The sequence below is a fragment of the Actinosynnema sp. CS-041913 genome (genome assembly GCF_050942485.1).
Classification (GTDB): Bacteria; Actinomycetota; Actinomycetes; order Mycobacteriales; family Pseudonocardiaceae; genus Actinosynnema.
In genome coordinates this window covers 4,628,124-4,653,892 of sequence record NZ_CP192037.1, presented here as the reverse complement: position 1 = coordinate 4,653,892, position 25,769 = coordinate 4,628,124, and the positions used below count along the sequence as shown (strand labels likewise).

The following is a 25,769-nucleotide window of genomic DNA, read 5'->3' as shown; positions in this document are numbered from 1 at the left end:
CCTGAGGCTGGACCCGTGACCACCACCGAAGCTCGTCCCGCCGCCGCCCAGCGGACGCGGGTGAATCCGGCGCTGCTCGCGCTCGCGGGCAGCCTGTGCATCGCCCTGTCGTCGGTGTTCATCAAGGTGTCCGGCACGAGCGGCAGCACCAGCGCGTTCTGGCGGTGCGTGTTCTCGCTGCCGGTGCTGGCCGTGCTGGTGCTGTGGGAACGGCGGCGGGGCACGGCGCCGCGGAGGCTGGTGCTGCCGCTGCTGGCGGGCGCCGGGCTCGGGGTCGACTTCGTGTTGTGGGGTGACGCGATCTCGTTGGTCGGCGCGGGCATCGCGACGGTGTTGCTGTCCGTGCAGGTGGTGATCGTCCCGCTGGTGGCGTTCCTGGTGTTCCGGGAGCGTCCGTCGAACCGGTTCGTCGTCGCGGTGCCGGTGCTGCTGGGCGGGATCGTGCTGGCGGGCGGTCTCGCGGGCACACCCGCGTTCGGACCGGACCCGGTGCTCGGCGCGGTGCTCGCGTTGGGCGCGGGCGTGGGGTACTCGGCCTACCTGCTGCTGATCCGGCAGAGCACCGGACCGGGCACTCGTGAGCACACGCTGTTCCTGGCCACGGCGTCGGCCGGGGTGGTGGCGGTGGCGATCGGCGTGCCCGCGGACCGGCTCGACCTGGCGCCGGGGTGGCCCGCGCTCGGCTGGCTGCTCGCGCTGGCGTTGATCGGCCAGGTCGTGGGCTGGCTGCTGATCTCGACGGCGCTGCCCCGGATGTCCAGCGCGACGGGCGCGACCCTCATGCTGTTGCAGCCGATCGCGGCGATCCTGTTGGGCATCGGGCTGCTGCACGAGCGGCCGAGCGGTCTGCAGGTCGTCGGGTGCCTGGTGGTGCTCGCGGCGGTCGGTTTTGTGAGCGTCGCGCAACGTAGGTAGACCGGTCGGTCCAGATCAGGCCTGGGGTACGCGAATCAAACTACCCGGGTGGATCACGTTCGGGTCGGTGATCGTCTGGGGGTTTGCCGACACCAGTCGGTGGTAGAGGTTTCCCGAGCCGTAGTAGCGCGTCGAGATCGCCCACAGCGTCTCGCCGGCCGCCACGACGTGCTCCAGGTAGACGCGGTAGCCGGGGAGGATCCGCGGTCCCCACAGCACCGGCACGACCACCTTGTCCAGTTCCTCGCCGTCCTTGGGGGAGGTGTGGAAGATTTCCACGAACAGCCGGTCGAGGGTGAACGACGCGCCGGACACGTCGGCCGTGACCTGGAACTGCCCGTGGCCGCCGGTGCCGTCACCCGCCATGAACCCGCCGGTGACCTCGTCGTGGCCCTCGTGGACGCGGTAGCCGAACTGGGCTTCGAACGCGCCGCCGGCGACACCGCCGATCCGGATGGTGTCGTCCACCAGGTCGTAGGGCCTGGGCTGCTGGATGTCGATCGACATGGCCTGTGCCTTCCGTCGCTCCGGGTGCGCCAGACTAGCCCCGCCCGGGTCCGGTGTGGCCGCAGATCGCGTTCCTCGACAACGCGACGGGCGCATCTTCCTCATCCAGGGCGGCACGGCACCAAGGGCCATCGGGTGATTCGGTTCGAAGGCTGGTGTGGACGGGGCTTGTGGTGACCCCGGGAACGGCTGCGGGCGGCGTGCGTTTGCGGCCGTCCCCGGCGGCTTCCAGGGGTTTTTGGCGATGTCGTCCTGTGCTACCCAGAACGACCGGTCAGCACCCGCACCGCCACGTGCTCGGTGAACGGCGCGTACGGCTCCAGTGCCCGTCCCACCTGCTCGAAGAAGGCCTGACGGCGTTCCGGTGCGGGCAGCCTGTCGACGGGCAGCGCCGAGAACACGTTGCCGACAACCGCTTCCAGCTCAAGGGGATCGGAGTACTCGACGCGGTGCGAGCGCACCTCGAACCCGGCCGCCGCGAGGTCGGCCGCGTACCGCTGCTGGGTCTCCTCGTCCGTGCCGCACGTCCGCGTCACGCGCTTGCCGGTCAACTCCTCCAGGCACGACCGCAGCGCACGCGACCAGTCGGCGTCCTGCAACCACAACGGCGTCCCGTTGGTGAACACGGCGACACCTCCGCCGGGCCGCACCAACGGCCTCGACTTCCGGAACAACGCCTCGTGGTCCATCCAGTGCAGCGCCTGCCCGATGGTGACCGCGCCGAGCCCGTTCAGCACCGCGCCGAGCGATGCCAGGTCGGTGTCGGCGGCGACCATCCAGCCCACGTTGGCGACGCCGCGCGCGAGGGCGTCCTGCCGGGCGCGGGCCAGCATGTCCGGCTCCGGGTCGACCCCGACGGCCGCCCGGACCCGGCCCGCGAACGGCAGCGTGAGCTGGCCCGTCCCGCAGCCCATATCGACCACGATGTCGTCGCGGGACAACGAGAACTCGTCCACCACGAGGTCGACGGCGGCGTCCGGGTAGCCCCGCCGGTACCGCTGGTAGAAGTCGACCACGTCACCTCGGAAGCCCAGGTCCACCGGACCAGGTTGCCCGGTGGGCCGGTGGCGGCGGAAGCGGTTCAGCTCTCGGCGTGACGAGGAGGTCCCGGCTTGTTCAGTTGGACAAACCGCGGCGCCGGGACCTCCTGCCGCTCACGGCCGGCTCACACGGCGGCGAACTGCGCCGAGTACAGCCGGTGGTACGCCCCGTCCCGCGCGATCAGCTCGTCGTGGGTGCCCTGCTCCACGATCCGGCCCGACTCCATCACCAGGATCAGGTCGGCGTCGCGGATCGTGGACAGCCGGTGCGCGATGACGAAGCTGGTGCGCGACGACCGCAGGGCCGCCATCGCGTGCTGCACCAGCGACTCGGTCCGGGTGTCCACCGAGCTGGTCGCCTCGTCCAGGATCAGCAGCGACGGGTCGGCCAGGAACGCCCGCGCGATGGTGATGAGCTGCTTCTCGCCCGCGCTGACGTTCGTGCCCTCCTCGTCGATCACGGTGTCGTAGCCGTCCGGCAGGGTGCGCACGAACCGGTCCACGTAGGTCGCGCGGGCGGCGGCCAGGATCTGGTCCTCGGTGGCTTCCGGGTTGCCGTAGGCGATGTTGTCCCGGATCGTGCCGCCGAACAGCCAGGTGTCCTGGAGGACCATGCCGGTCTGCGCGCGCAGGTCCTCGCGGCGCAGCGTCGTGATGTCCACGCCGTCCAGCGTGATCCGGCCCTCGTCCAGCTCGTAGAACCGCATGATCAGGTTGACCAGCGTGGTCTTCCCGGCTCCGGTCGGGCCGACGATCGCGACCGTGTGGCCGGGCTCGGCGACCAGCGACAGGTCCCGGATCAGCGGCTGCTCGGGCCGGTAGGAGAAGCCGACGGAGTGGAACTCGACGCGGCCACGGCGCTCCGCGGGCAGTGCCGCGTCGGCCGGGTCGGGCTGCTGCTCCTCGGCGTCGAGCAGCTCGAAGACCCGTTCGGCGGACGCCACCCCGGACTGCATCAGGTTCGCCATGGACGCGACCTGGGTCAGCGGCTGGGTGAACTGGCGCGAGTACTGGATGAACGCCTGCACCTCGCCGAGCGTCATCGCGCCGGACGTGATGCGCAGGCCGCCGACGACCGCGACCGCCACGTAGCTGATGTTGGACAGGAACATCATCAGCGGCATGATCAGGCCGGAGATGAACTGCGCGCCCAGCGCCGACTCCACCAGCTCGTCGTTGCGGCGGCGGAACTCCTCCTCCGACTCGCGCTGCCGGCCGAACACCTTGACGAGCTGGTGGCCGGTGAACGACTCCTCGATGTGCGCGTTCAGCGCGCCGGTCTGCTTCCACTGCGCGATGAACAGCTTCTGCGACCGCTTCCGGATGCGGGCGGTGGCCAGCACCGACACCGGGATCAGGGCCAGCGCGATCAACGCCAGCAGCGGCGAGATCGTCACCATCATCACCAGCACGCCGACCACCGTCAGCAGCGCCGTCAGGAGCTGGCTCAGGGTCTGCTGGAGTGACGTGGCGACGTTGTCGATGTCGTTGGTGACCCTGGACAGCAGCTCGCCGCGCGGCTGGCCGTCGAAGTAGCGCAGCGGGAGCCGGTGCAGCTTGTCCTCGACGTCGGCGCGCAGCTTGAAGACGAACCGCTGCACCACGTTGTTGAGGATGCGGCCCTGGACCCAGGCGAACAGCGACGACGCGAGGTACAGGCCGGAGACCCACGCGAGCACGGCGCCCAGCGCGGCGAAGTCGACGCCCGCGCCCGGCTCGCCGCGCAGGCGGGCGAGGACGCCGTTGAAGATGATGTCGGTGGCGTGCCCGAGGATCTTCGGGCCGGCCACGCCGAGCCCGACGCTGATGACGCCGAGCGCGAGGACGACGGCCAGCGTCAGCCGCTCCGCGTGCATCCGGGTCAGCAGCCGCCGGGCGGACGGCCCGAAGTTCTCCGCCTTGCCCATCGGCATCCCCGCGCCGGGGAAGCCGCCGCCCATCCGGGACGGCGTGGGTTTGCCGGTCGTGGTGGCGCTCATGCGGCCTGCTCCGAGGTGAGCTGCGACTGGACGATCTCGACGTAGGTGGGGCAGGTGTCCAGCAGTTCGTGGTGGGTGCCGATGCCGACGACGGACCCGTTGTCCAGCACGACGATCCGCTCGGCGTCGAGGATGGTGGACACGCGCTGGGCGACGACGATCACGACCGACCCGCCGGTGTGCGGCTTGAGCGCGGCGCGCAGTCGGGCGTCGGTGGCGAGGTCGAGCGCGGAGAACGCGTCGTCGAACAGGTAGACCTGCGGCCGGCGGACCAGGGCCCGCGCGATGGACAGCCGCTGCCGCTGGCCGCCGGAGACGTTCGTGCCGCCCTGCGCGACGGCCGCCTCCAGACCGCCCATCTCCGTCACGAAGTCGCGGGCCTGCGCGATGTCCAGCGCCTCCCACAGCTCGTCGTCGGTGGCGTCGGGCTTGCCGTAGCGGAGGTTGCTCGCCACCGTGCCGGTGAACAGGTACGGCCGCTGCGGCACCAGGCCGAGCCGGTCGCACAGCGTGTCCGGGTCGATGTCCCGCACGTCCGCGCCGTTGACCAGCACGGCGCCGCCGGTCGCGTCGATCAGCCGGGGCACCAGCGAGAGCAGCGTGGACTTGCCCGAACCCGTGCTGCCGATGATCGCGGTGGTCTGGCCGGGTTCGGCGTGGAACGAGATGTCCCGCAGCACCGGGTCCGCCGCGCCGGGGTACCGGAACTCGGCGTCGCGGAACTCGACCGCGGCCGTGGCCGACAGCTCGCGCACGGGCGCGACGGGCGGCGTCACCGACGAGTCGGTGTCCAGCACCTCGTTGATCCGCTCCGCGCACACGGCGGCCCGCGGCACCATCATCGAGATGAAGGTCGCCATGGTGACCGCCATCAGGATCTGCATGAGGTAGCTGAGGAACGCGGTCAGCGCGCCGATCTGCATCTCGCCGGTGGCCAGCCGCTGCGCCCCGAACCACAGGACGGCCACGCTGGAGCCGTTGAACAGCAGCATCACCACGGGGAACGTCAGCGCCTGGAGGCGGCCGACGCGCAGGGCGGTGTCGGTGAGGGCGGCATTGGCGTCGGCGAACCGGCGGGTCTCGGCGGGCTCGCGGACGAACGCCCGGACCACCCGGATGCCCGAGAGCTGCTCCCGCAGCACGCGGTTGACGGCGTCGATGCGGTCCTGCATGAGCCGGAACTGCGGCACCATGCGCACCACGATCAGGCCGATCGCGATGATCATGACGGGCACGCAGACCCCCAGCAGCCAGGACAGGCCGACGTCCTCGCGCAACGCCATCACGATGCCCGCCGCGCACATGATCGGCGCGGTGACCAGCATCGTGCACACCATCACCACCAGTAGCTGCACCTGCTGCACGTCGTTGGTGGTGCGGGTGATCAGCGACGACGGGCCGAACGCGGCGACCTCGCGGGCGGAGAACTCGCCGACCCGGTGGAAGACGGCGGACCGGACGTCCCGCCCGAACGCCATCGCCGTGCGGGCGCTGTAGTAGACCGCGCCGCCGGAGCAGAGCACCTGGAGCAGCGTGACGGCGAGCATCCAGCCGCCGGTGGCCAGGATGTAGCCGTTGTCCCCGGTGGCGATGCCGAAGTCGATGATGTCGGCGTTGAGGCTGGGCAGGTAGAGCGACGCGACGGTGCCGACCAACTGGAGCACCAGCACGATGGCCAGCTCCCGCCGGTACGGCCGGAGATATGTCCGAAGTAGGCGGTTCAGCAACGTTTCCCCCCATAAGAAACGGCCGGTGTCTAAGGTATGCGGGAACGGTAGACCTGTCTCATAAGAAACGCAAAGTATCTTAGGGGTTCGAGTGGCGGAGCCCAAGTCCCGCCGCCGTGGGGCGGAGCTGGAGCAGGCCATCCTGGACGCGGCCTGGGCCGAGCTGAGCGAAGTCGGCTACGCCCGCTTCACCGTCGAGGGCGTGGCCGCGCGCGCGGGCACCAGCAAGCCCGTGCTCTACCGCCGCTGGAAGGGCCGCGCCGAACTGGCCCTCGCCGCGTGGGGCCGGCGCGTGCCGGCGTCGCCCGAACTGCCCGACACCGGTTCGCTGCGCGCCGACATGATCGCGTTGTTCACCAGGATCTCCCGTCGCACCGGCGCCATGATGACGGAGATGGTCGCCGGTGTGATGGCCGACGCGTTCCGCCATCCCGAAGTCGCGCGCCTGCTGCGCGAACGCCTGACCCAGCCGTCGCCGCTGACCGAGGCGGTGGCGACGATCGTGGGCCGCGCCGTCGAACGCGGCGAGCTGCCGCCGGTGCGACTCACCCACCGCGCCGCCCGCACGCCGCTCGACCTCGTGCGCAACGAGTACATCACCTGCGGGGTGGCGTTGGACGAGGCGGCCATCGAGGAGCTGGTGGACGACGTCTACCTGCCGTTGTTGCGGGGTCTGCGGGTCGAGTGAGGGCCTCGGGCGGGTAATTCAAGAAATGTTCAAGCGTCGAGGCGCACAGTGGTGACTCGGTCCGCAGGGTGACCGGAACGCTGGGCGCCGGGGGAGGCTGCCCAGCCGGCGGCGGAGCCGGTCGAGCCACCGCACCCCAGGCGGGAGGCTCCCGGTTCCGCCGCATCCGGTTCCGCCGCATCCGGTTCCGCCGCATCCGGCTTCGTCGCATTCGGCTTGGTTGCATTCGGCCCCCGTCGGAGCCGGCTTGGTTGCATTCGGCTTTGTTGCTTCTGGTACCGCGCTCCGGCCCGTGAGCCCGCCGCCTACCTGCGAACTGCCCGTTCGGGCGGCCGGGAGTGCACCGATGGGCGTGTCCGGTCTCCGTTGCGTGCCCGCATACTTGATCCGGCGTCCGGAGGTGGTGTGACGTGGTCTTCCTGGTCCACCGGGACTCGCCCGCAAAACCGACCGCGTCTCCGACCTCGCCTCCGCGGCCACATCGGACCACGATCACGGGTTCCGCCGAAGGCCTCCTCCGCCTCCAGCGGGCCGCCGGCAACCGCGCGGTCACCGGGTTCACCGTGCAGCGGTGCGGACCGCGGCCGGGTGACTGCCCGCCCGAGGAACGGGAATCCGCCCGAGCCCCGGTGCAGCGGGTGGCCGCCGACTTCCGGGTGACCGGCAAGTCGCCCGTGGCGGCCACCGACCTGCGGTCCGTCTACTTCGACTTCGAGTCGAGCACGGTCACCGCGCCGGACGACACCAAGTTCGCCGCGTTCGCGGGCACGCCGATGAACACCGTCCGGCTCAAGGGCACCGCGAGCGAGGAGGAGCGGCGAGGACCGGGGCGAGCCGCCCTCGTCGACGACCGGATCACGGCCGTGCGCACGCCGCTGGTGGCCGGATCGCCCGGCACCGGCGTTCCGACGCCCGTGCCCGACCTCGCCCCGAGCGGCATCGACTACCGCAAGGCCCGCCGGGTCGAGATCCTGGTCGGGAACCAGCAGTCCACCGCGCCGGTCTGCACCCCGTCGCCGGACATCAACTGCGGGCCGTCGCCGAACGTCTTCGACACCGCCCACGCCAGGGCCCTCGTGCTGCTCACCGCCGCCCGCACCGCCCTCGGCGCCCCGAACGCGGCCCCGGCTGCGGGGGCGCTGACGTCGTTGTTCCACGGACCGGCGAACGCGGGCGCGGTGGACACCGGGCTGGCCGCGATCGAGGCGCACATGCCGAACATGCTGCCCGCGATCCCGCTGCACGACGCCACGGCGGCCGGGCACCGGTGCATCAACAGTTGCCTCGGCGACGACTACCTCGCCAGCAACTTCGGGGTCGGCGCGACGGCGCGGATGACGCTGGGCCCGAAGTTCATGAACGAGCCGGACGTCACCGAACGCGCCCTGGTGCTGATCCACGAGGGTTCGCACGGCGCGACCGGGCTGACCACCCGTGACGAGGCGTACAAGTGGCAGCGGCTGATGGCGGCGCTGCCGTTGTCGGACGCCCTGACCAACGCCGACAGCTACACCCGTTTCGTGGCGCTGGTCGACAACCCCGCGCTGGCACCGTCCGCGCCGGTGGACGACGTGTCGCGGCTGGCCGGAGCGGGCCGCGGCGCGGCGGCGGTCCAGGCGATGGCGTGGCTGGAGCAGTGGCTCGTGCAGGGCAGGCTGGAACTGCGGTCGCTGTACAACCACGTGTCCCAGGCGATCACGGCCGGGGCGTGGCAGCCCGGTGGCACGTTCTACCGCGACCACGCGATGGTGTACCTCGTGCCGTCGTTCGGGGTGACCGCGCCGCCCGCCGTGCCGGTGGTGGACGACCAGGAGAAGATCGCCGGGATCTTCGACCGGCTCTACGCGCTGCGCCGGAAGATCACCGGCCGGGGCTTCACGTTCGTCCCCGGCGCCTCCGGGTGGGCCACCGGTCCCGGTGCGGTGGTCCGCGTGCCGCCCGCCTTCTTCGGGTTGCCGCCGCGCGACCGGGTGCAGCGGCTGCTGAGACTGGCGGTGTCGGCCTCGCCGTTCATCGAGGCAGGGCGCAAGGACCACTACATCCGGTTGGTGCGGCGGATGTCCGCGAGGTGGGGGCCGTGACGTCGTGGCGGTACGTGCCGCTCGCGGATGTCCCGATCGGGGTCGGCCTGCACGCCACCCGAGTCGGGGACCGGGTGCACGTGTTCGCCGACCGGCCCGCCGGTGACGGCGTCGGGCACGTCGTGGTGTCCGGCAACGGCTCCTGCGAGGTCCGCGACCCGTTGCCGCTGCGCTCCGTGTCGGGGGCGGCGGCCGGCCCGACCGGACCGGTGGTGGCGGGCGCGCGAGTGGGCGACGAGGCGGCCGTGGTGCTCACGGAAACCGAGACCGTGCTGGCCGAACGCGACGAGGTGGCGGCCTGGCCGGTGCCCGTGGACGGTGACCCGGTGCGGGTCGTGCTGGCCACCGGGCGCGGTCCGGCGACGGTGTGGATCGGCACGCCGGGGGAGGACCGCCGCAGCGTGCTGCTCGCCGACGCCGTGCTCGGACTCCAGGCCGCGCCCGCGCCGGGCGGCGTGGACCTGTTGTGCGAGACCTCGGTCGGGGCGCGGTTCCTGCGGGTGGAGACGGACGTGCGGATGGAACGGGCGATGCCGTCCGGCTCGTTCCTGGGGCCCGGCGCGGTGCTCGCCGCGCGTCCGCCGGGCATCGAGGTCTGGTCGCCGGACACCGACACCCGGCGGCGGATTCCGGTGCGGGGCTTGGCGATCCGGCGGCTCGGCCTGGTCGACGGGATGCTCACCTGGACCGAGGAGGAGGCCGACGAGCCCGCCGTCGGTTGGGTGGCGCGGCTCGGGCCGGCGGGCCGGGAACCGGTGCACGCGACGAGGCTGCCCCGTCCTGGCCACGCGGCGGTGGTGCGGCGGTTGGGCGACGAGGTCGTGGTGGCGCAAGCGGTCGCGGGGCGGCTCGAAGTCTGGCTCGGCGCTCTCGACGCGTGACCCGACCGGGTCCTGGCGGCTGTTCGCGCGGGAGCCGGGTCAGGGGTCGGTGACGCGACCGGGTGTTGGCGTCGGCTGTTCGCGCCGACCAGGGGTCCGTGACCCGACCGGGTCCTGGCGGCTGTTCGCGCCGGAGCCGGGTCAAGGGGTCCGTGACGCAGCCGGGTCCTGGCGTCGGCTGTTCGCGCGCGTCACGGGTCGCGCAGGCGCCACAGCTTGAAGGAGTTGTCCGACAGCTTGGGGGCCACCCCGGGGTGCGGGCGTGGACCGCTGTGGCCGTGCGCGGCCCGGCCGCCGCCTTCCTGGCCCAGCATCCGCCTCCAGGCGGCGGTCGCGGTCGGCCCGCCCCAGCCCCGGCCGATCTGCGCGTCCACGATGCTGCACCAGCCGTCGGGGCGGACTCGCGCGTAGTACACGTGCCGGTCGTTGAGGAAGACGATGTACTCGCCCGGCCGGTCGTTCATCTCGGTCAACGACGACGGGGCACTCTGCCGCCCGGTCGCGCGCATGATGTAGTCCATGGCCAGGCCCGGCAGCGCCACCAGCCGGTTGGACCCGCGTCCCGACCGCACCGGCCCGGTCGAACCGTGGGCGGCCTCGATGTCCGCCGGGCTGTCGATGAAACCGCGCCGTGCCACGTTGTTCGTCACGGCCGCCGTGATCGCGACGCACTGCTCGGCGAACGCCCCGCGCGGGTTGTACGCGAGGTTCCGCGGCTGCCTCCTCGGTCCGGCGGCGCCGACGTGCGGCGCCCGCCCTCCCGGTGGCAGCGCAACCCGTCCGCCCGGTGGCAGCGCAACCCGCCCGCCACGGGACAGCGCACCCGCCCGCGCGCCGCGCAGCAGCGCACCCGCGCGTCCCAGCCCGCGGCCGACGGCCAGCCCGCACACCACGGCGACGATCTGCCGCGCCACGGCCTGGGCGGCGATGTCGATCTCGTCGTCGGTGGCCCGCGCCCGCGACCCGATGATCAGGTGGTCGATCAGCTCCAGGCCGTCCCGGCCGAGGAAGTAGGCGAGGACGACGGGACCGCCCGCCGCCGCGGCGGCGATCCGTCCCGCCACCTCGGTCGTCACGAAGTCGACCGCGGCCTCGGCCGGGTCGGCGAGGAAGTTCGCGATGTCCGCCCGCACCTGCCACTCGGCGTGGCGGGGGACCAGCGCCATGATCCGGTTGAGGTGGTCGGTCCGGTGGCCGCGCGCCGGCCGTCGGGTGGTGGACTCCGACACGATCGCCGCGATGCCGTGGTGGGCGTCGATCGCCGCCTGTCCGCCGGCGCGCAACGGGATCTCGTCGGCCTGCACGGACCGGACGCCGACGTCGCCGGTGGCGACCTCGGGCCTGCCCACGCCCAGGCGGATCAGGAGGTTCGCGTTCACGGTCGACGCGGTGCCCCGGATGGCGAACGTGCCGAAGAAGTACGTGCCGGGCGCGACGGTCACCTGCGCGAGCTGGTGGCTGAAGTCGCCGGGCGCGATGTGGCCGGAGCGGTCCAGGACGTAGAGACCGTGTGCCACGTACCAGATGTCCTGGGTGAGGCTCAGCAGCGGCGTGTTCCCATCGGGCGGGTGACGCACCGCCGCGCCGTGCCGGTCCGGTTCGCGCCGGTCGGCCTCCGCCAGCCGGCGTGCGACCGCTTCGACCGCCTGGTCGGCCGTGGTGGCGGACAACGCGGCCAAGCCGCCGCGCACGTCCGGTCCGGCCGCCTGGTCACCTGGCCCGCTCGCGCGCTCCGCCGGCGTCGGTTCGGCGGGCACGGCGGCACTGCCGACCTCGGCGCCGGGCCCGTCGCGCTGGACGCTCAGGACCGAGGTGACGGCCCGGTTCCCGGCGGCCCGCTGCAGCGCGAGGGCCGCGTGCGCCGCACCCGGTCGCGCGGTCGGTCCGGCCGCCGGCCGGACCGCCGGCTCCTGGACGCGTGCTCTGCCGCCGAACGCCATAACCCACTGTCGACCGGATGGCCGCGTCGGGTCAAGGTCCGTACGGGCAATCCTGACCGGCGTGGAACCGTTGCGCGGCAAGGTGATCGCGTACCGGATGAACCCCCGGCCGGGCGCGGCGCCGGACACCCTGCGGGTTGTGCGGTTCCGCCGCGACGATCTTCACCTACGCTGATCGCGAACCTTACCCACGGTGTGCAGGAGGGCGAGTCGATGGCCCACTCGGCGCAGGACCTGCTCGACAGGATCCGGAGAGAAGTCGCGGACGAGCACGGCGTCAACCGGTTCGTCCCCCTGGTCGCGGAAGGGAGGGCGCCGGTCGCCACGATCGGCGCGTTGGCCGCCGAGGAGAGTCGGATCGCGCCGGGGGACTGGCGGAGCTTCCTCACGCTGGCGGCGCGGGCCGACCAGCCCGCCGGGCGGGTGTTCTTCACCGGGCTGGCGCAGGGCGAGAGCCTGGTGTTGCCGTTGTTGCCGCCGCTGGCCGCCGCGGCCGGCTTCGACGAGGCCGCGGTGCGGGCGTACCGGCCCGAGCCGGGGTGTCAGGCGTACGCGGCCTATGTCGCCTGGCTGGCGTTGAACGCCGACGCGGCGGTCGCGGCGGTGGCGATGCTGACGAACTTCGCCGCCTTCGGGGAGTACTGCGCGGCGATCGCGCGGGGGTTGCGGGCGCACTACGGCTTCGAGGACGAGGCGTGCGCGTTCTTCGACTTCTTCGCCACGCCGGCGCCAGAGCTGGAGCAGCAGGGGCTCGCCGCGGTGCAGGCCGGGCTGGACGCCGGGGTGTCGTTCGACCGGGCGCTGGAGTACGTGCGGCTGCTCCAGGGCTACGAGCTGATGTTCTGGAACACGCTGGCCGACTCAGCCGCCGACCCGGCCCAGGTCGGGTGAGTCGATCCGGCCGTCGGCGTGCAGGTCCAGGAACAGGTCCACGACGTCCGGGTCGAACAGCGTGCCGCGGCCTGAGCGCAGCACGTCCCGCGCTTCCTGCCCGGTGAGCGCCGGGCGGTGTGGGCGGTCGCGGAGCAGGGCCGCCCACACGTCGCACACCGCCACCAGCCGTGCTTCCCAGCGGATCGCGTTGCCCGCCAGGCCGTGCGGGTAGCCGGAGCCGTCGTAGCGCTCGTGGTGCTGGCGGATGGTCTGCGCCACCGGGAAGAAGCCGGGGATGGTGTCGGCGAGCCGGAAGCCGTAGTCGGGGTGCTGGCGCATCAGCCGCCACTCGTCCGGGTCCAGCGCGGTCGGCTTGTCCAGCACGGTGTCCGGGATGACGATCTTGCCGATGTCGCGCAGCCTGCCCGCCAGTCCCGCGACCCGGATGCCGCGCTCGTCGTGGCCGAGTTCGCCGGCCAGCAGCCGGGCCCACCGGCCGACCGCGTGGCTGTGGTGCGGTGCGGCCAGCCGCAGGTCGACCAGGTCCGCGACGCGGCACAGGTGGTCGACCATCGCCGGGTCGCAGTCCGGGCGGGGCGCGCCGACGACGGCCCGGTCGCGGCCGGAGACCTTCGCCGCGTACAGGGAGCGGTCGGCGGCGGCGATCACCTCGGCCGGGTCGCCGCCGTGCTCGGGGTAGCAGGCCGCGCCCACCGAGACGGTGGCCGGGATCCACACCGCGTCGGTGGCGGCGATGGGGCTGCCCGCCACGCTCTCCCGCAGCCGGTGCGCGATGCCGGCCAGCTCGGCCGGGCTCGCGCCGGGCACCAGCAGCGCGAACTCCTCGCCGCCGTAGCGGGCCACCACGTCGCCGGCCCGTGCCGCGCGGCGCAGCCGGTGCGCGATCTCGATCAGCACCTGGTCGCCGACCGGGTGGCCGTGACCGTCGTTGATGGCCTTGAAGCGGTCCACGTCGGCGATGAGCACGGCGACCGAGCCGCCCGCGCGGCGGGCCCGCTCGACCTCGATGGGTAGCTGCGCGACGAAGAACCGCCGGGTGTGCAGGCCGGTCAGGCCGTCCGTGATGGCCAGCCGGCGCTGGTCCGCCACCAGGCCCGCGAGGCGGGCGATCACCAGCACGAACAGCATCGCGCACGCGGCGGCGATGACCGGGACGTCGCGGAACCTGCCGGTGGCGTGCTGGACGACGAGCATCGCGGGCGCGGTGAGGGCGGCGGCGCACAGCGCGGCGATCCGGCCGGGGCCCAGCACGTGCTCCCGGGCGGGGGTCGGCTCGGCGACGGCCGCCATGGTCGGGTGCAGGGCCGCCGCGCCCAGGGCGAGGTTGCCGCCCAGCCAGATCGCGTCCAGGAAGTTGCCCGCGTGGTAGGTGCCGTTGAGCTGCTGCACCACGTAGAGCGTGTCGGCGGTGAGGATGGCGAGCAGGTTGGCGGCCAGCAGCGCGAACGACCCGGACCGCTTGCCGGTGCCCATGACCAGCCGCAGCGCCACCGCGAGCATGGCCAGGTCCATCACCGGGAAGGCGACCGACGTGACGGTGACGAGCAGCGGCTGGTCGAGCCGGGCGCGGGGGCCGATGAGGTACAGCCACGACAGCATCGCGGCGACCACGGCCAGCACGGAGGCGTCCAGCGCGCTCTGGAGGTCGCGGCCGGGCGTGCGCCGGCCGATGAACAGCAGCAGCGCGGCGACGGTCAGCGGGTAGTGGCCCAGGTAGAACGCGTCGGCGGGGGAGGGGAAGCCGGTGAGGCCGAGCAGGTAGTGGTGGATGTAGAAGGTGCAGTCCGCGATGGAGTACACGACCTGGCTCAGGCCCAGCAGCAGCCACGGCGCCCGCGGGCCCGCCCGGTGGCGCAGCGCGGCCCACAGCACGACCGCCGCCGCCGACGTGCTGGTGAGGCAGTACATCACCACTCTGGCCGCCACGCCGACGCCCTGCCGGGGAATTAAGTAGTAGCAGGCGATCGCGACCAGCCCGACCGCGAGATAGCCGAGCCAGGCCCTGCCCGAGGCCGGGCGTGGGCCGTTCGCACTCATACATGAACTCCGCGGTGTCGCCTGGATAGCGGTGGACGGCCTGGCACGGCAGTGGCGGCGCCTACCGCTGCTGGATCATGCCGTACCCGCTGGATGCGGCGAAAGCGAGGCGCACTGGTCCGAACGACGGATCTTTTGGTGGAATATTCCTCTCTATAGCTTCAGTGTTGACTAAAATTAGTTTTGTGTGTGGCGGAGGACGGCGCGGCCGATGATCTCGACCAGGACACCAGCCAGGACGCCGACGGCTGCGCCGACGAGGAGTCGTTGGGGTGTCACGGAAAGCAGGAAGACGCCGCTGCCCAGGGCAGGCACGGCGAGGATGACCGCGACGCCGGTGGCGAGGCCGACGAGGAGGCCGAGTTTCCACCCGTTGAGGGGACGGGCGAGCAGGGAGAGCGTCCACAGGGACGCGATGAGGACGACGACCGTGGCGACGGTCTGGCCGGCGCGGCTGCCCTCTCCGGGTTCGAGGGCGCGGATGGTCAGGTCGCCGGCGTAGGCGGCGAGGCCGATGACGGCTCCGGTGGGGATGGCGAAGCGCAGGACGCGGCGGAGGAAGCCGGGGACGTAGCGGCGGCGGTTGGGCGCGAGGGCCAGGACGAAGCCGGGGATGCCGATGGTGGCGGCGGAGATCATGGTGAGCTGGATGGGCGCGAGCGGGTAGGCCAGCGCGGTGGCGACGACGACCAGGGCGAGGACGAGCGAGTAGACGTTCTTGACCAGGAAGAGGTTGGCGGCGCGTTCGATGTTGGCGATGACGCGGCGGCCTTCGGCGACCACGTCCGGCAGGTGGGCGAAGCGGCTGTCGAGCAGGACGAGTTGGGCGACGGCGCGGGTGGCGGCGGCGCCGTTGCCCATGGCGACGCCGATGTCGGCGTCCTTGAGGGCCATGGCGTCGTTGACGCCGTCGCCGGTCATGGCGACGACGTGGCCGCGGCGTTGGAGCGCGCCGACGATGGCGCGTTTCTGGTGCGGGGTGACGCGGCCGAGGACGACGGTGTGTTCGAGGGTGTCGGCGAGTCGGTCGGGGTCTTCGGGGAGGGTGCGGGCGTCGACGGCGTCGGTGGCGTGCTCGATGCCGGGGAGGCCGACGGCGACGGCGACCGCGCCGACGGTGCGGGGGTTGTCGCCGGAGATGACTTTGAGGGCGACGCCCTGTTCGGTGAAGTAGCGGAGGGTGTCGGCGGCGTCGTCGCGGATGCGTTCGGCGAGGACGACGAGGGCGCGGGCGGTGAGTCCGGGCGGCAGTTCGGGCTTCCCGGTGTCCTGGGTGGGCTCGGTGGTGGAGGCCAGGACGAGGACGCGGTTGCCTTCGGCGGCGACGTCGGAGGCGGTGCGCAGGAGGGGTTCGTCGGTGGTGTCGGGGAAGACCATCTCGGGTGCGCCGAGCACCCAGGTGCCGTGTCCTTCGGCGCTGACGGCGGACCACTTGCGGGCGGAGGAGAACGGGATGCCGCCGGTCTGCCGCCAGGTGGGGTCGGTGAACTCGGTGGCGAGGGCGGCGGAGGTGGCGTTGCGGTCGGGGGCGGCGGCGCTCAGGGCGAGGGCTTCGCGGACGTCGGGTTCGTCGTCGGGGTCGGTGACGAGGCGGTCGTAGACGATGTCGCCGTGGGTGAGGGTGCCGGTCTTGTCGAGGCAGACGGTGTCGACGCGGGCGAGGACTTCGACGGCGGGCAGTTCCTGGACGAGGGTCTGCTTCCGGGCGAGGCTGACCGCGGCGATCATGAAGGCGAGGCTGGTGAGCAGCACGAGGCCTTCGGGGACCATGCCGACGAGTCCGGCGACCGCGCCGGTGACGGCTTCCTGCCAGGTGTCGGTTTCGGGGGTGCGGAACTGGCTCCACAGCAGGAGTGGCGCGACGACCAGCATCATGAGGGAGATCCAGCGCAGCAGCTTGTTGGTGCCGGCGACGAGTTCGGAGCGGACGACGGTGAAGCGGCGGGCTTCGGCGGTGAGGCGGGTGGCGTAGGCGTCGGCGCCGACGTGGGTGGCGCGGAACCGGCCGGTGCCGGCGACCACGATGGAGCCGGAGCGGACTTCGTCCCCGGTGGTTTTGGCGATGGGGTCGGTTTCGCCGGTGAGCAGGGATTCGTCGATTTCCAGGCCGGTGGTGGTGGTGATGGCGCCGTCGGCGACGACCTGGTCGCCGGTGCGCAGTTCGATGAGGTCGTCGGCGACGACGTCGGTGACGTCGATCTCGGAGGTCCGGCCGTCGCGGGTGACGCGGGCGCGGGGCGCGTTGAGGACGGCGAGCCGGTCGAGGGTGCGTTTGGCGCGGAGTTCCTGGAACACGCCGATGGCGGTGTTGGCGACGATGACGAGTCCGAACAGGCCGTTCTGCCACCGTCCGGTGGTGAGGATGATGACGAACAGGGTGAGCAGGAGGCCGTTGAACGGGGTGACGACGTTGGCCCGGATGATCTGGGCGGTGCTGCGGCTGGTCTGCGCGCCGACGGCGTTGGTGCGGCCGTCGGCGACCCGTTCGGCGACTTCGGCGCCGGTGAGTCCGTGGGCCGCGTCGTCGTGCGTGGTCGGCGCGGAGCGTTCGGACATCCCCACCTCCACCGGATCGGGCCTGCGGGTCATCCTGCCCCGGAAGCGGTGATCGCGCCCGGTCAGCGGTGGGGGCCGCGTGGTGTGGTCAGCGCAGGTCGGCGACCGCCGCGGCGGCGTTGTCGGTGCCGCCTGCCCGGAGTGCCGCGGCGACCAGCGCGGATGCCGCTTCGGCGGGGTCGGCGACGGTGCGGGTGATGTCGGCGATGGTGTGGGCGTCGAGGTGGTGGTGGACGCCGTTGGTGACGAGCACCAGGCGGCCTTCGGCGGTGGGGCCGTGGGTGAGGGCGGGGTCGCCCTTGCGAGCGGTGGTGGTGACGACGCGGTCCAGGCCCGGGTGGGCTTGCACGCCGCGTTCGCGCAGGTAGTGGCCGATGGTGTGGTCGGCGGTGAGGAGGATCGCGGGGTCTGGTCCGGCCGAGGCGTCGGGGGCGGGTGGGACGAGGTAGGCGCGGCAGTCCCCGACCCAGGCGACCGCCCAGCCTCGGGCGTCTCCGGCGGCGACCGCGAAGGTGGTGTCCCCGGCCGGCGTGGGGAGCCGGTCCGGGGTCGTGCCGGTGGGGGCTGCCTGGTGCTGGGTCGTGCCGGTGGGTGCTGCCTGGTGCTGGGTCGTCGTGAGGGCTGCTTGGCGCTGGGTCGTCGTGGTGGCTGCCTGGGAGGTCTGGTCGACCGGGGCTGTCCGGAGTGCGGTCGTGGTGTCGTCCGGCGGGAGGCGGACGGTCGGTACGGCGATCGGGGCGGTGGCGGCGGTGTGGTCGAGGGTGCGTCGGATCGCCGGCGGCGCTTCGGCCACGCCGGACCGCCAGGCGGTGTCGATCGCGGTGTCGACGGCCCGGCGGGCGGCCAGCGCGGCCTTCGGGGTGTCCCCGATGCCGTCGGACACGGCGATCGCGAACCGTCCTGCCGACGTGCGCGCGGCGGCGGCGTCGGCCGGTTCCCGGCGGCGGCCCTGCGCGGTGGCCCAGCCGGTGGTCGGCAGGTCGGGGCGGACCGCGTGGTCGAGGACGGTCATGGTGGCCTCCGGGTGTGCCGGGACGGTGCCTCTCCACCTCGATGGTCGGTCCGGATGCTGAGCGCAGCCTGTGAGTTCCCTGTACTTCCGTTCTGGGTTGTGCTTCTCCGGGTTGTGCTTCCGTTCCGGGTTCGCGTGCCGATCGGTCTCCGCGGACTCCGACCAATGGCGGGTTTACGGCCGCCGGGCACGGGTCTGGACTGTGAGGCATGCGATCACTGCTCGTGGCGGCCTTGGCCGTGCTCCTCGTCGCACCGCCGGCCCACGCCGAGAACGCCGACCGCGGTCTCGGCTTCGACCTGGACCGGGCGACCATCCCGCACCTGGTCCGCCGACTGGACGCGGGTGACCTGACGTCGGTCGACCTGACCCGCGCCTACCTGCGCCGCATCGACACGGTGGACCGTCGGGTCCGCTCGGTGGTGGCCGTGGACCGCACCGCGGTGAGCCAGGCGGCCGACAGCGACCGCCGCCGCGAACGCGGCCACGCGCGCGGCCCGTTGGACGGCATCCCGGTGCTGTTGAAGGACAACATCGACACCCGTGGCCTGGCGAGCACCGCCGGGTCGCGGGCGCTGCGGGTGCCGCCGCGCGACGACGCCGAACTCGTCGGCCGGCTGCGTGCCGCCGGCGCCGTGATCCTGGGCAAGACGAACCTGTCGGAGTGGGCCAACTTCCGCTCCACCCGCTCGACGTCGGGCTGGTCGGGGACCGGGGGCCAGACGAACAACCCGCACGTGCTGGACCGCAACCCGTGCGGCTCGTCGTCCGGTTCGGGCGCGGCCGTCGCGGCGTCCCTGGCGCAGGTGGCGGTGGGCACCGAGACCGACGGCTCGATCGTGTGCCCGGCCGGGCAGAACGGGGTCGTCGGCCTCAAGCCCACGCTCGGCACGGTCAGCGGCGACGGGATCGTGCCCATCTCGGCGCAGCAGGACACCGCCGGTCCGATGGCGCGGCACGTCGTGGACGCCGCGATCCTGATGTCGGTCCTGGACCGGCGGGGCGGGGACTACGCGCTGGGCTCGGACGCGCTGGGCTCAAACGCGCTGGGCTCGGACGCGTTGGGCTCGGACGCGCTGGGCTCGGACGCGCTGGGCTCGGACGCGCTGGGCTCAAACGCGCTGGGCTCGGACGTGTCGGGCTCGGACGTGCTGCGCGGCGCGCGGGTCGGGGTGTGGCGCAAGGCGGGGGCCAGCGCGGACGCCGACCGGGTCGTGCGGGACGCCGTGGACGCCCTGCGCCGGGCGGGCGCGACCGTCGTGGACGTCGAGCTGCCCTACCAGGACCGGATCGACGCCGTCGAGTTCCCGGCGCTGATCACCGAGTTCAAGCACGACCTGGAGCGCTACCTGGCGTCCCGGCCCGGCGCGCCCCGCACGCTGGGCGAGCTGATCGCGTTCAACGAGCGGGATCCGGTGGAGCTGGGCAAGTTCGGGCAGGAACTGTTCCTCGCCGCCCGTGACGCGCCGCCGCTGACCGATCCGACCTACCGCGAGCAGCGCCACACCGCGACCACCCTCGCCCGCCGGTCGATCGACGAGGTGCTCGCCGCCCACCGGCTGGACGTGATCATGGCGCCGACCAACTCGCCCGCCTGGAAGACGGACTACGCGGCCGGTGACGCCTACGTGCTGGGCTCCTCGACACCCGCCGCGGTGTCGGGTTACCCGAACGTGTCGGTGCCCGCGGGCTTCGCCGGGCCGCTGCCGGTCGGGGTGTCGTTCATGGCGGGCCACCACGCCGACGCGAAGGTCCTGCGGTTCGCGGCGGCCTTCGAACACGTCACGCACGCCCGCCGGGCTCCGCGCTTCCTGCCGACCCTGCCTTAGGGTCCGGGGCGTCGCCGGCCCACCGCCACACCAGCGGTGGCCGGCCGCCCTTGGGCAGGGCGGCGGCGTGCTGGGCGGTGCGCGCCAGGCCCGGCACCCGGTCCATCGTCCGGCCCAGGTTCGCCGGGTAGGGGCGGTCGCCGGTGAGCGATTCGGTCACGTCCAATGCCTGTGCCGTGGTGAACTCCCGCCCCAGCAGGCCCGCCGTGAACGGCACGTCCCGCCACAGCCGGTCCGCCAGCATCGGACGGCAGTCCGCGACGATCCGGTCGTGGTCGAACGCCAGCGGCGGCACGGCGTCCAGCGGTGTCCACCGCGGCCCTCCGGCAGGCCCCGCCGGATCGACCGTCGCCCACAGCGCGATCGACAGCGTCGGTCCGCGCGGATCGCGCGACGGCTCGTCGAAGGTCGTCAACTGGCCCGTCGCGGTCACCGAACGCTCCGCCACCCCCAGTTTCCCGGTGACCGCGCGGAGCGCCGCGTCCCGCAGCCGCTCACCCCGGCCCAGCAGCACACCCGGCAGCGCGAGGTCGCCGGCGAACGGATCGGACGCGCGTGGCGCGACACCCAGCAGCACGGTCCGCGCCTGCGCGTCGAACCGCAGCGTGAGCACGTCCACCGACACCAACGTCGACTCGATCCCCGTCCCGCCCATGCCCGGGATTCTTCCGCACCTCAGGTGGGCACCGGCACGTGCACGGCGTAGTCCGCCCGGTCGGGCCCCGTGCCCGTCACCACCACCGGAACCCCGCACTCGCGTTCCAGCCACGGCACCGGGTCGGCCAAGGGCTCCAGCTCCGGCACGCATCCCGCCAGGAACGCGGTCGGATCGGGCCGTGCGGGCAGCCGGGTGACGGAACCGGCCCCGGTGCGATAGGACCGCGCGACCTGGAGGTCGCGGGCGTCGAGGTGCGTCACCGCGAGGCCGTCCAGCCCGCCGCACGCGTCGATCGCGTACCGCAGGAGGACGGCGTCCAGGTGTCCCGCCCGCCACGCGCCCTGGTATTCGCCGATCCCGTTGTGCCGCTCGGGGAACCGGTCCAGCACCGCACGGTCCTCGGTCGGCAGCGGACCCGCGCCGTGCCGCGTCTGGTAGGTCCGGGTCACCCCCAACACCCGTGCCGGACGCCCGTCCAGCAGCTCGCGCGCGTTGCGCGGCGCCACCGCGGACCACGTGGTGTGCGGGTGGAACCCGTGCCGCTCGTCCAGCAGGACCCCTTGCGCCCCTTCGAACACCAGCCGTCCGGTGGTGGCCAGCCTGTCCACCTCGTCGCCGGGCGCCACCCGCACCGCGTCGGCGAACGCCCGGTACAGGCCCACCAGCGCGTCCACCGACGTGCCGTCCCCGATCAACGGCTCGTAGAACCGCGCCAACGCGTCCAGCTTGCGCCGCAACACCGCCGGGCGGGCGCAGTCGCCGACCGTCGGGGCCGCCCCCGGCGTGCCGAGGACGACCTGGCGCTCGACCACGTCACCCTCCGCACGCCCGGCGAGCAGCGAGTACCACACCGTCTCGCCGATGCCCTTGCCGCACGAGCCGTGCCGGTCACGTCCCCGCGCGTCCTCGCGGGCGCGGTTCGCCGCCACGTGGAACGGCGTGGTGAGCAGCGCGTCGGCGTCCACCGTCACCAGCCGCAGCGGATCGTGCACCCCCAGCGCCGCCAGCTCCCGCGACTCGGCCGCCAGGGCGATCGGCTCCACCAGCACGTGCCGCGACAGCAGGGTCGGCACGCCGCAGAGCGTGCCGGACCCGAACTGGCTGAACGTGTGGTGCCGACCGCCGTCGACCACGTTGTGCGCGGCCTGCGCGCCACCGTTGAACCGCACCACCGACGTGACCGACCCGTCCCGGCACAGCGCGTCGACCACCGCGCCCTTGCCCTCGTCGCCGAAGCCCAGGCCGACGACGATCACGTGCCCGGAGGTCATGACAGCGTCACGTCGTCCGGGCCGTCCAGGTCCGGGGGAGCGGCCGACGTGGCGACCGCCGCCGACCCCACCTGCACCAGCGCCTTGCCCACCGCGTCCCGCTCCGCCGCCGAACCGACCTCGGCCAGGTCCACCAGCGCCTGGTCCAGGTCCACCACCCGCTCCTCCAGGCCGATGGTCGCCGCGATCAGCTCGCACACCGCGCCCGGATCGTCCAGCTTCAGGAAGTGCTGGCCGAGGATGTCGCGCCAGTGCCCGGCGATCTGCGGGTCGTGGTAGTACGACGACTGGTTCGGCAGCACGAAGTACACGTGCCACTTGCGGCTCAGCTCCCGGTACACCGACACCGGGTCGATGTCCTGGCGGACGTCGTCGCCGATGATCCGCCGGATGTGCCGGGCCTCCAGCCGGGGCTTGTTCAGCTCGTCGCCGATCAGGAACAGGTAGCCCTTGCGGCCCCGCTTCTGCCACGCGTCGGTCACCACGTGCCGCGCGATGAAGTACGCGGCCAGCTCGTAGGACTCGCTCTTCTGCCCGCCGCCGTTGCCCTCCAGGAAGATGGTGCGTAGCTGCTCGTCCATCCGGTTGTCCGACTCGAACTGCCCGATCTGCAACGGCACCCGGTCGCTGTCGGCGTCGCCGATGCCGCCGAACATGAGCTGCGGGTCGGCCAGATAACCCTTGCGCTGCAACAGACCGTGCAACTTGCCCAGCTTGCGCTGCATGATCTGCGGCACCCGGCCCATCGAACCGGTCACGTCGAACAGCACCGCGATCGGCGTCGAGTCGGCGTGGTCGGCCGAGTCGCGGCACTCCCGCGCCACCACACCCAGCGGGTCCAGCGACGGGTCGGCCTTCCACCGGTCGTGCGGGACCGACTTCATCTTCGCGGTGTAGCCGAAGTCGTCGATCCCCTTGGCCGCGCGGAAGGTCCTCGCCGCCGCGTAGGCGTCGTCGTCCCACCTGCCGTGTCCCATTGTCAGGCTCCTGTCCGGTCGGGGAGGGCGAACGGGCGGAAGACCCGTGCGCCGTAGAGTTCTTCGAGCAGTTCGTCGTACTCGCCCAGCAGATCGACGGCCTCCGGGCGGCGCTCCGGGTCGTCCTGCAGGCAGCCGCGGGCGAACGCCCGTTGCCGGGTCTCGTCGCGTGCCAGGAGGTCCAGCATCAACGCGTGTGCCATGTGGACGTCCGCCGCCGCCGTCACCGGGCGGCCCGCCGTAACCTCCGGCGGGTACCGGATCGACTTCGCGGTCGCGAGCATCGGCTGCCCGTCGGCCACGCTGAACGACCAGCCCGCCAACACGATCCCGTGCTGCTCGGGATGCACCAACACGTTGTCCGCGACGATCGCGCCGTGCACGAGCCCCACCCGGTGCGCCGCCGCGACCGCCCGCAGCAACCTGCGGTGCATCCACGCGAAGTCCCGCCCGTCCAAGCCGTCCGGGAACGCCGCGCGCACGTCGGCCAGCGTCACGAACCCGCGCACCAACGGCTCGAACACCGTGAACGCCCGCTCACCCCGACCGACGTCGCCCGTGTCGACCACGCGCGGGAAGTAAGGACGCAGCCACCGGTGCTCGCCGGTGAACCGCCGCAACACCCGCAACGCCTCCCACTCCGCGCGCAGCAACGGGTTCATCGCCGGATCACGCACGATCTTGACGACCTCCGGGCCGTCGGTGCGGTAGACGTTCGCGACACTGCCCACCGCATGCCGCCCGGCAACCCGGTAGACGCCGTCCGCGGTGCGCAACACCACCGGCCGCGCCTGCTGCCACTCGTGGTAGAGGCGGGTCAACTCGGCCGACGCCGCATGCGCCCGGACGTCGTCCGCGGCCACCCGGTCGGGGTGCAGGACGGCGGCCAACCCCCAGTACAGGCGCTGCGCCTCCTTCCGCCGCGCGGAATCGGTCGCCGGTGGCCCGAACAGGCCCGACGCCGACGCACCGGCCACCCGGTCGAGCGCCTCTTCCCTCGTGAACATGGTTTGAGTCTAGACGACTCAAACCCATCCGGCAAGCACCGACAACCGACCGCCGCCCGGACCGACTCTCGGCTTCCGCGCCCAACCCGCCTCGGGACTACCCACCCCCGCTATCGGCGCAGCCATTCCTCCACCGCGTCACCCGCCCGCGCCACCAGACCCGCGACCCGCTCCGGATCCCGGGTCACCGTGCCGTGCAACACGGTGAGCGCGGCATCCGTGATCCCGCAGAACTCGGACACACCCACCCGCAACTGCCGGTCGAGCACGTCGGCCACCCCACGCTCCTCATAGGACGACGCCGACTCCCCGGCCAACCCGAGCCACCGCATCCGCTTCCCCCCGACCACCGAAGGCCCATAGGCGAAACCGTGGTTCCACACCCGGTCGATCCAGCCCTTCAGGATCGCGGGCGGCCCGAACCACCACACCGGGAACACCACGGTCACCAGGTCCGCCGCGACGATCCGCGCCATGTGCGCCCGCACCTCCGGCGAGTACACCTTCCCCGCGTCCGCCCAGTCCGGCTCGTCCTCGGAGGACATCCGGGGATCGAACCCCTCCGCGTGCAGATCCAGCAGATCCACCTCGACACCGCCCGCCTCCAGCCGCGCCCGTGCCCGCGCGGCGAGATGAGCGGTCAGCGAGTCCTTGCGGTGGTGGGCGACGACCAGCAGCGCCCTCATCGCCCGGAGTCCAGGCGCACCAGCATCTTCCCGGTGTTCGCACCGCGCAGCACACCCAGGAACGCCTCCGGCGCGCGGTCGATCCCGTCGAGCACGGTCTCCTCGGTGCGCAGCGACCCGTCCGCCAGCCACGCCGCCGCCCGCGCCGTGTACTCGGGGAACAGGCCGAAGTACGAGTTGACCAGCATCCCGCGCAACGTGAGCTGCTTGCGCACGGCGTCGAACAGGTTGCCCGGCCCCGGCACCGGGCCGACCGCGTTGTACTGGCTGATCGCCCCGATCAGCGCGATCCGCCCGCCCTCCCGCGCCGCCCCGATCGCCGCTTCCAGGTGGTCGCCGCCCACGTGGTCCAGGTAGACGTCCACGCCGTCCGGCGCGGCGGCGGCGAGCTGCGCGGGCAGCGCGCCCTCCCGGTAGTCGACGGCCGCGTCGAAACCGAAGTCCTCCACCACCTTCCGGGTCTTCACCGGGCCGCCCGCCGAGCCGATCACCCGCGCCGCGCCGAGCTTGCGGGCGAGCTGCCCCGCCACGCTGCCCACCGCGCCCGCCGCCGCCGACACGAACACCACGTCACCGGGCCGCACCGGGGCGACGTCCGTCAGCGCCGCGTACGCGGTCAGGCCCGGCGTGCCGAGCACACCCAGGTACGCCTGCGGCGCAGCCAGCGCGGGGTCCACGACCGTGACGTGGGCGGCGTCCACGACCGCGTACTCGCGCCACCCGAGGAAGTGGCTGACCGTCGCCCCGACCGGCACGGCGTCCGAGGTCGACGCGATGACCTCGCCGACCGCGCTGCCCTCCAGCGCGACACCCAGCTCGAACGGCGGGATGTAGGACGGGACGTCGTCCATCCGGCCCCGCATGTACGGGTCGACCGACATCCACGTGTTGCGGACCAGGACCTGGCCCTCGCCCAACTCCGGGACCTCGACGGCGACCAGGTCGAAGTGCTCCGGCCCCGGCTCGCCGACGGGACGGGCGGCGAGGCGGATCTCCCGGCTGGTGTGCGACATGACGTGCTCCTCGATGACGTGTGGTTCCGACGTGGTCCACCCTGCGCCCGGCCTGTTCGGATCCGGCTCGG

20 protein-coding genes are annotated in these 25,769 nt (G+C 72.8%); 6 read left to right on the top strand and 14 right to left on the bottom strand.

Features of this window, described 5'->3' with window-relative positions:
* The first annotated feature begins 15 nt into the window (after window positions 1-15).
* On the top strand, window positions 16-915 hold the full coding sequence (locus ACQPZF_RS21650; RefSeq protein ID WP_433259819.1) for a DMT family transporter: 900 nt from the start codon (window positions 16-18) through the stop codon (window positions 913-915).
* A 15-nt stretch (window positions 916-930) separates the two neighbouring features.
* On the opposite strand, the gene ACQPZF_RS21645 is transcribed toward ACQPZF_RS21650, so the two are convergent.
* The 4 genes from ACQPZF_RS21645 to ACQPZF_RS21630 form a co-directional block, all read right to left on the bottom strand.
* Window positions 931-1,422 (bottom strand): Gmad2 immunoglobulin-like domain-containing protein, encoded by a 492-nt coding sequence (locus ACQPZF_RS21645; RefSeq protein ID WP_433259818.1) that lies wholly within the window; start codon window positions 1,420-1,422, stop codon window positions 931-933.
* Window positions 1,423-1,679: 257 nt separating this feature from the next.
* Window positions 1,680-2,462: a class I SAM-dependent methyltransferase gene (locus ACQPZF_RS21640; RefSeq protein WP_433259817.1), complete on the bottom strand. Its 783-nt coding sequence runs from the start codon at window positions 2,460-2,462 to the stop codon at window positions 1,680-1,682.
* Window positions 2,463-2,587: 125 nt separating this feature from the next.
* Complete coding sequence (locus tag ACQPZF_RS21635) at window positions 2,588-4,441, bottom strand: ABC transporter ATP-binding protein (protein ID WP_433259816.1); 1,854 nt, start codon at window positions 4,439-4,441, stop codon at window positions 2,588-2,590.
* Window positions 4,438-6,168 carry an ABC transporter ATP-binding protein gene (locus tag ACQPZF_RS21630; protein WP_433259815.1) on the bottom strand — a complete coding sequence of 577 codons (1,731 nt, stop codon included), beginning with the start codon at window positions 6,166-6,168 and terminating at the stop codon, window positions 4,438-4,440. Before ACQPZF_RS21630 ends, ACQPZF_RS21635 begins: the two co-directional genes overlap by 4 nt.
* Window positions 6,169-6,259: 91 nt before the next feature.
* Between ACQPZF_RS21630 and ACQPZF_RS21625 the strand changes: the two genes are divergently transcribed.
* The 3 genes from ACQPZF_RS21625 (at window position 6,260) to ACQPZF_RS21615 (ending at window position 9,818) form a co-directional block, all read left to right on the top strand.
* Window positions 6,260-6,856, top strand: a complete 597-nt coding sequence (locus tag ACQPZF_RS21625; protein WP_433259814.1) for a TetR/AcrR family transcriptional regulator — start codon at window positions 6,260-6,262, stop codon at window positions 6,854-6,856.
* A gap of 410 nt (window positions 6,857-7,266) precedes the next feature.
* Window positions 7,267-8,937, top strand: coding sequence for a hypothetical protein (locus tag ACQPZF_RS21620; RefSeq protein ID WP_433259813.1), 1,671 nt, complete (start codon window positions 7,267-7,269; stop codon window positions 8,935-8,937).
* The gene (locus tag ACQPZF_RS21615; RefSeq protein WP_433259812.1) at window positions 8,934-9,818 is read left to right on the top strand and encodes a hypothetical protein; all 885 of its coding nucleotides are present in this window, start codon (window positions 8,934-8,936) and stop codon (window positions 9,816-9,818) included. Before ACQPZF_RS21620 ends, ACQPZF_RS21615 begins: the two co-directional genes overlap by 4 nt.
* 191 nt (window positions 9,819-10,009) lie before the next feature.
* Here ACQPZF_RS21615 and ACQPZF_RS21610 read toward each other — a convergent pair whose 3' ends face one another.
* Entirely contained in the window at window positions 10,010-11,758 is a 1,749-nt protein-coding gene (locus tag ACQPZF_RS21610; RefSeq protein WP_433259811.1) for a hypothetical protein, read from the bottom strand.
* Between the two features lie 213 nt (window positions 11,759-11,971).
* On the opposite strand from ACQPZF_RS21610, the gene ACQPZF_RS21605 reads away from it, so the two are divergent.
* Entirely contained in the window at window positions 11,972-12,649 is a 678-nt protein-coding gene (locus ACQPZF_RS21605; protein ID WP_433259810.1) for a transcriptional regulator, read from the top strand.
* On the opposite strand, the gene ACQPZF_RS21600 is transcribed toward ACQPZF_RS21605, so the two are convergent.
* From ACQPZF_RS21600 to ACQPZF_RS21590, 3 genes are all read right to left on the bottom strand, one after another.
* On the bottom strand, window positions 12,620-14,689 hold the full coding sequence (locus ACQPZF_RS21600) for a diguanylate cyclase (RefSeq protein WP_433259809.1): 2,070 nt from the start codon (window positions 14,687-14,689) through the stop codon (window positions 12,620-12,622). The two genes, ACQPZF_RS21605 and ACQPZF_RS21600, sit on opposite strands and share 30 nt — an antisense overlap.
* A 177-nt stretch (window positions 14,690-14,866) precedes the next feature.
* On the bottom strand, window positions 14,867-17,245 hold the full coding sequence (locus tag ACQPZF_RS21595; protein WP_433259808.1) for an HAD-IC family P-type ATPase: 2,379 nt from the start codon (window positions 17,243-17,245) through the stop codon (window positions 14,867-14,869).
* 88 nt (window positions 17,246-17,333) lie between these two features.
* Complete coding sequence (locus ACQPZF_RS21590) at window positions 17,334-18,257, bottom strand: hypothetical protein (protein ID WP_433259807.1); 924 nt, start codon at window positions 18,255-18,257, stop codon at window positions 17,334-17,336.
* 209 nt (window positions 18,258-18,466) lie between these two features.
* Here ACQPZF_RS21590 and ACQPZF_RS21585 point away from each other — a divergent pair, with 209 nt between their 5' ends.
* On the top strand, window positions 18,467-20,086 hold the full coding sequence (locus ACQPZF_RS21585) for an amidase family protein (RefSeq protein WP_433274381.1): 1,620 nt from the start codon (window positions 18,467-18,469) through the stop codon (window positions 20,084-20,086).
* Here ACQPZF_RS21585 and ACQPZF_RS21580 read toward each other — a convergent pair.
* The 6 genes from ACQPZF_RS21580 to ACQPZF_RS21555 all read right to left on the bottom strand — a co-directional run bounded on the left by ACQPZF_RS21580 (window position 20,040) and on the right by ACQPZF_RS21555 (window position 25,698).
* Window positions 20,040-20,741, bottom strand: coding sequence for an NUDIX domain-containing protein (locus ACQPZF_RS21580; RefSeq protein ID WP_433274379.1), 702 nt, complete (start codon window positions 20,739-20,741; stop codon window positions 20,040-20,042). The genes ACQPZF_RS21585 and ACQPZF_RS21580 overlap by 47 nt on opposite strands.
* Window positions 20,742-20,761: 20 nt before the next feature.
* Complete coding sequence (locus ACQPZF_RS21575) at window positions 20,762-22,015, bottom strand: adenylosuccinate synthetase (protein WP_433274377.1); 1,254 nt, start codon at window positions 22,013-22,015, stop codon at window positions 20,762-20,764.
* Window positions 22,012-22,992 carry a hypothetical protein gene (locus ACQPZF_RS21570; protein ID WP_433274375.1) on the bottom strand — a complete coding sequence of 327 codons (981 nt, stop codon included), beginning with the start codon at window positions 22,990-22,992 and terminating at the stop codon, window positions 22,012-22,014. The genes ACQPZF_RS21575 and ACQPZF_RS21570 overlap by 4 nt, the downstream gene beginning before the upstream one ends.
* A gap of 2 nt (window positions 22,993-22,994) precedes the next feature.
* The gene (locus tag ACQPZF_RS21565; RefSeq protein ID WP_433274373.1) at window positions 22,995-23,999 is read right to left on the bottom strand and encodes an adenylate cyclase; all 1,005 of its coding nucleotides are present in this window, start codon (window positions 23,997-23,999) and stop codon (window positions 22,995-22,997) included.
* Between the two features lie 110 nt (window positions 24,000-24,109).
* Window positions 24,110-24,685 (bottom strand): NAD(P)H oxidoreductase, encoded by a 576-nt coding sequence (locus tag ACQPZF_RS21560; protein ID WP_433274371.1) that lies wholly within the window; start codon window positions 24,683-24,685, stop codon window positions 24,110-24,112.
* A complete protein-coding gene (locus ACQPZF_RS21555) occupies window positions 24,682-25,698 on the bottom strand; it encodes an NADP-dependent oxidoreductase (protein ID WP_433274369.1) in 1,017 nt (338 codons plus the stop codon). Before ACQPZF_RS21555 ends, ACQPZF_RS21560 begins: the two co-directional genes overlap by 4 nt.
* Window positions 25,699-25,769 lie beyond the last annotated feature (71 nt).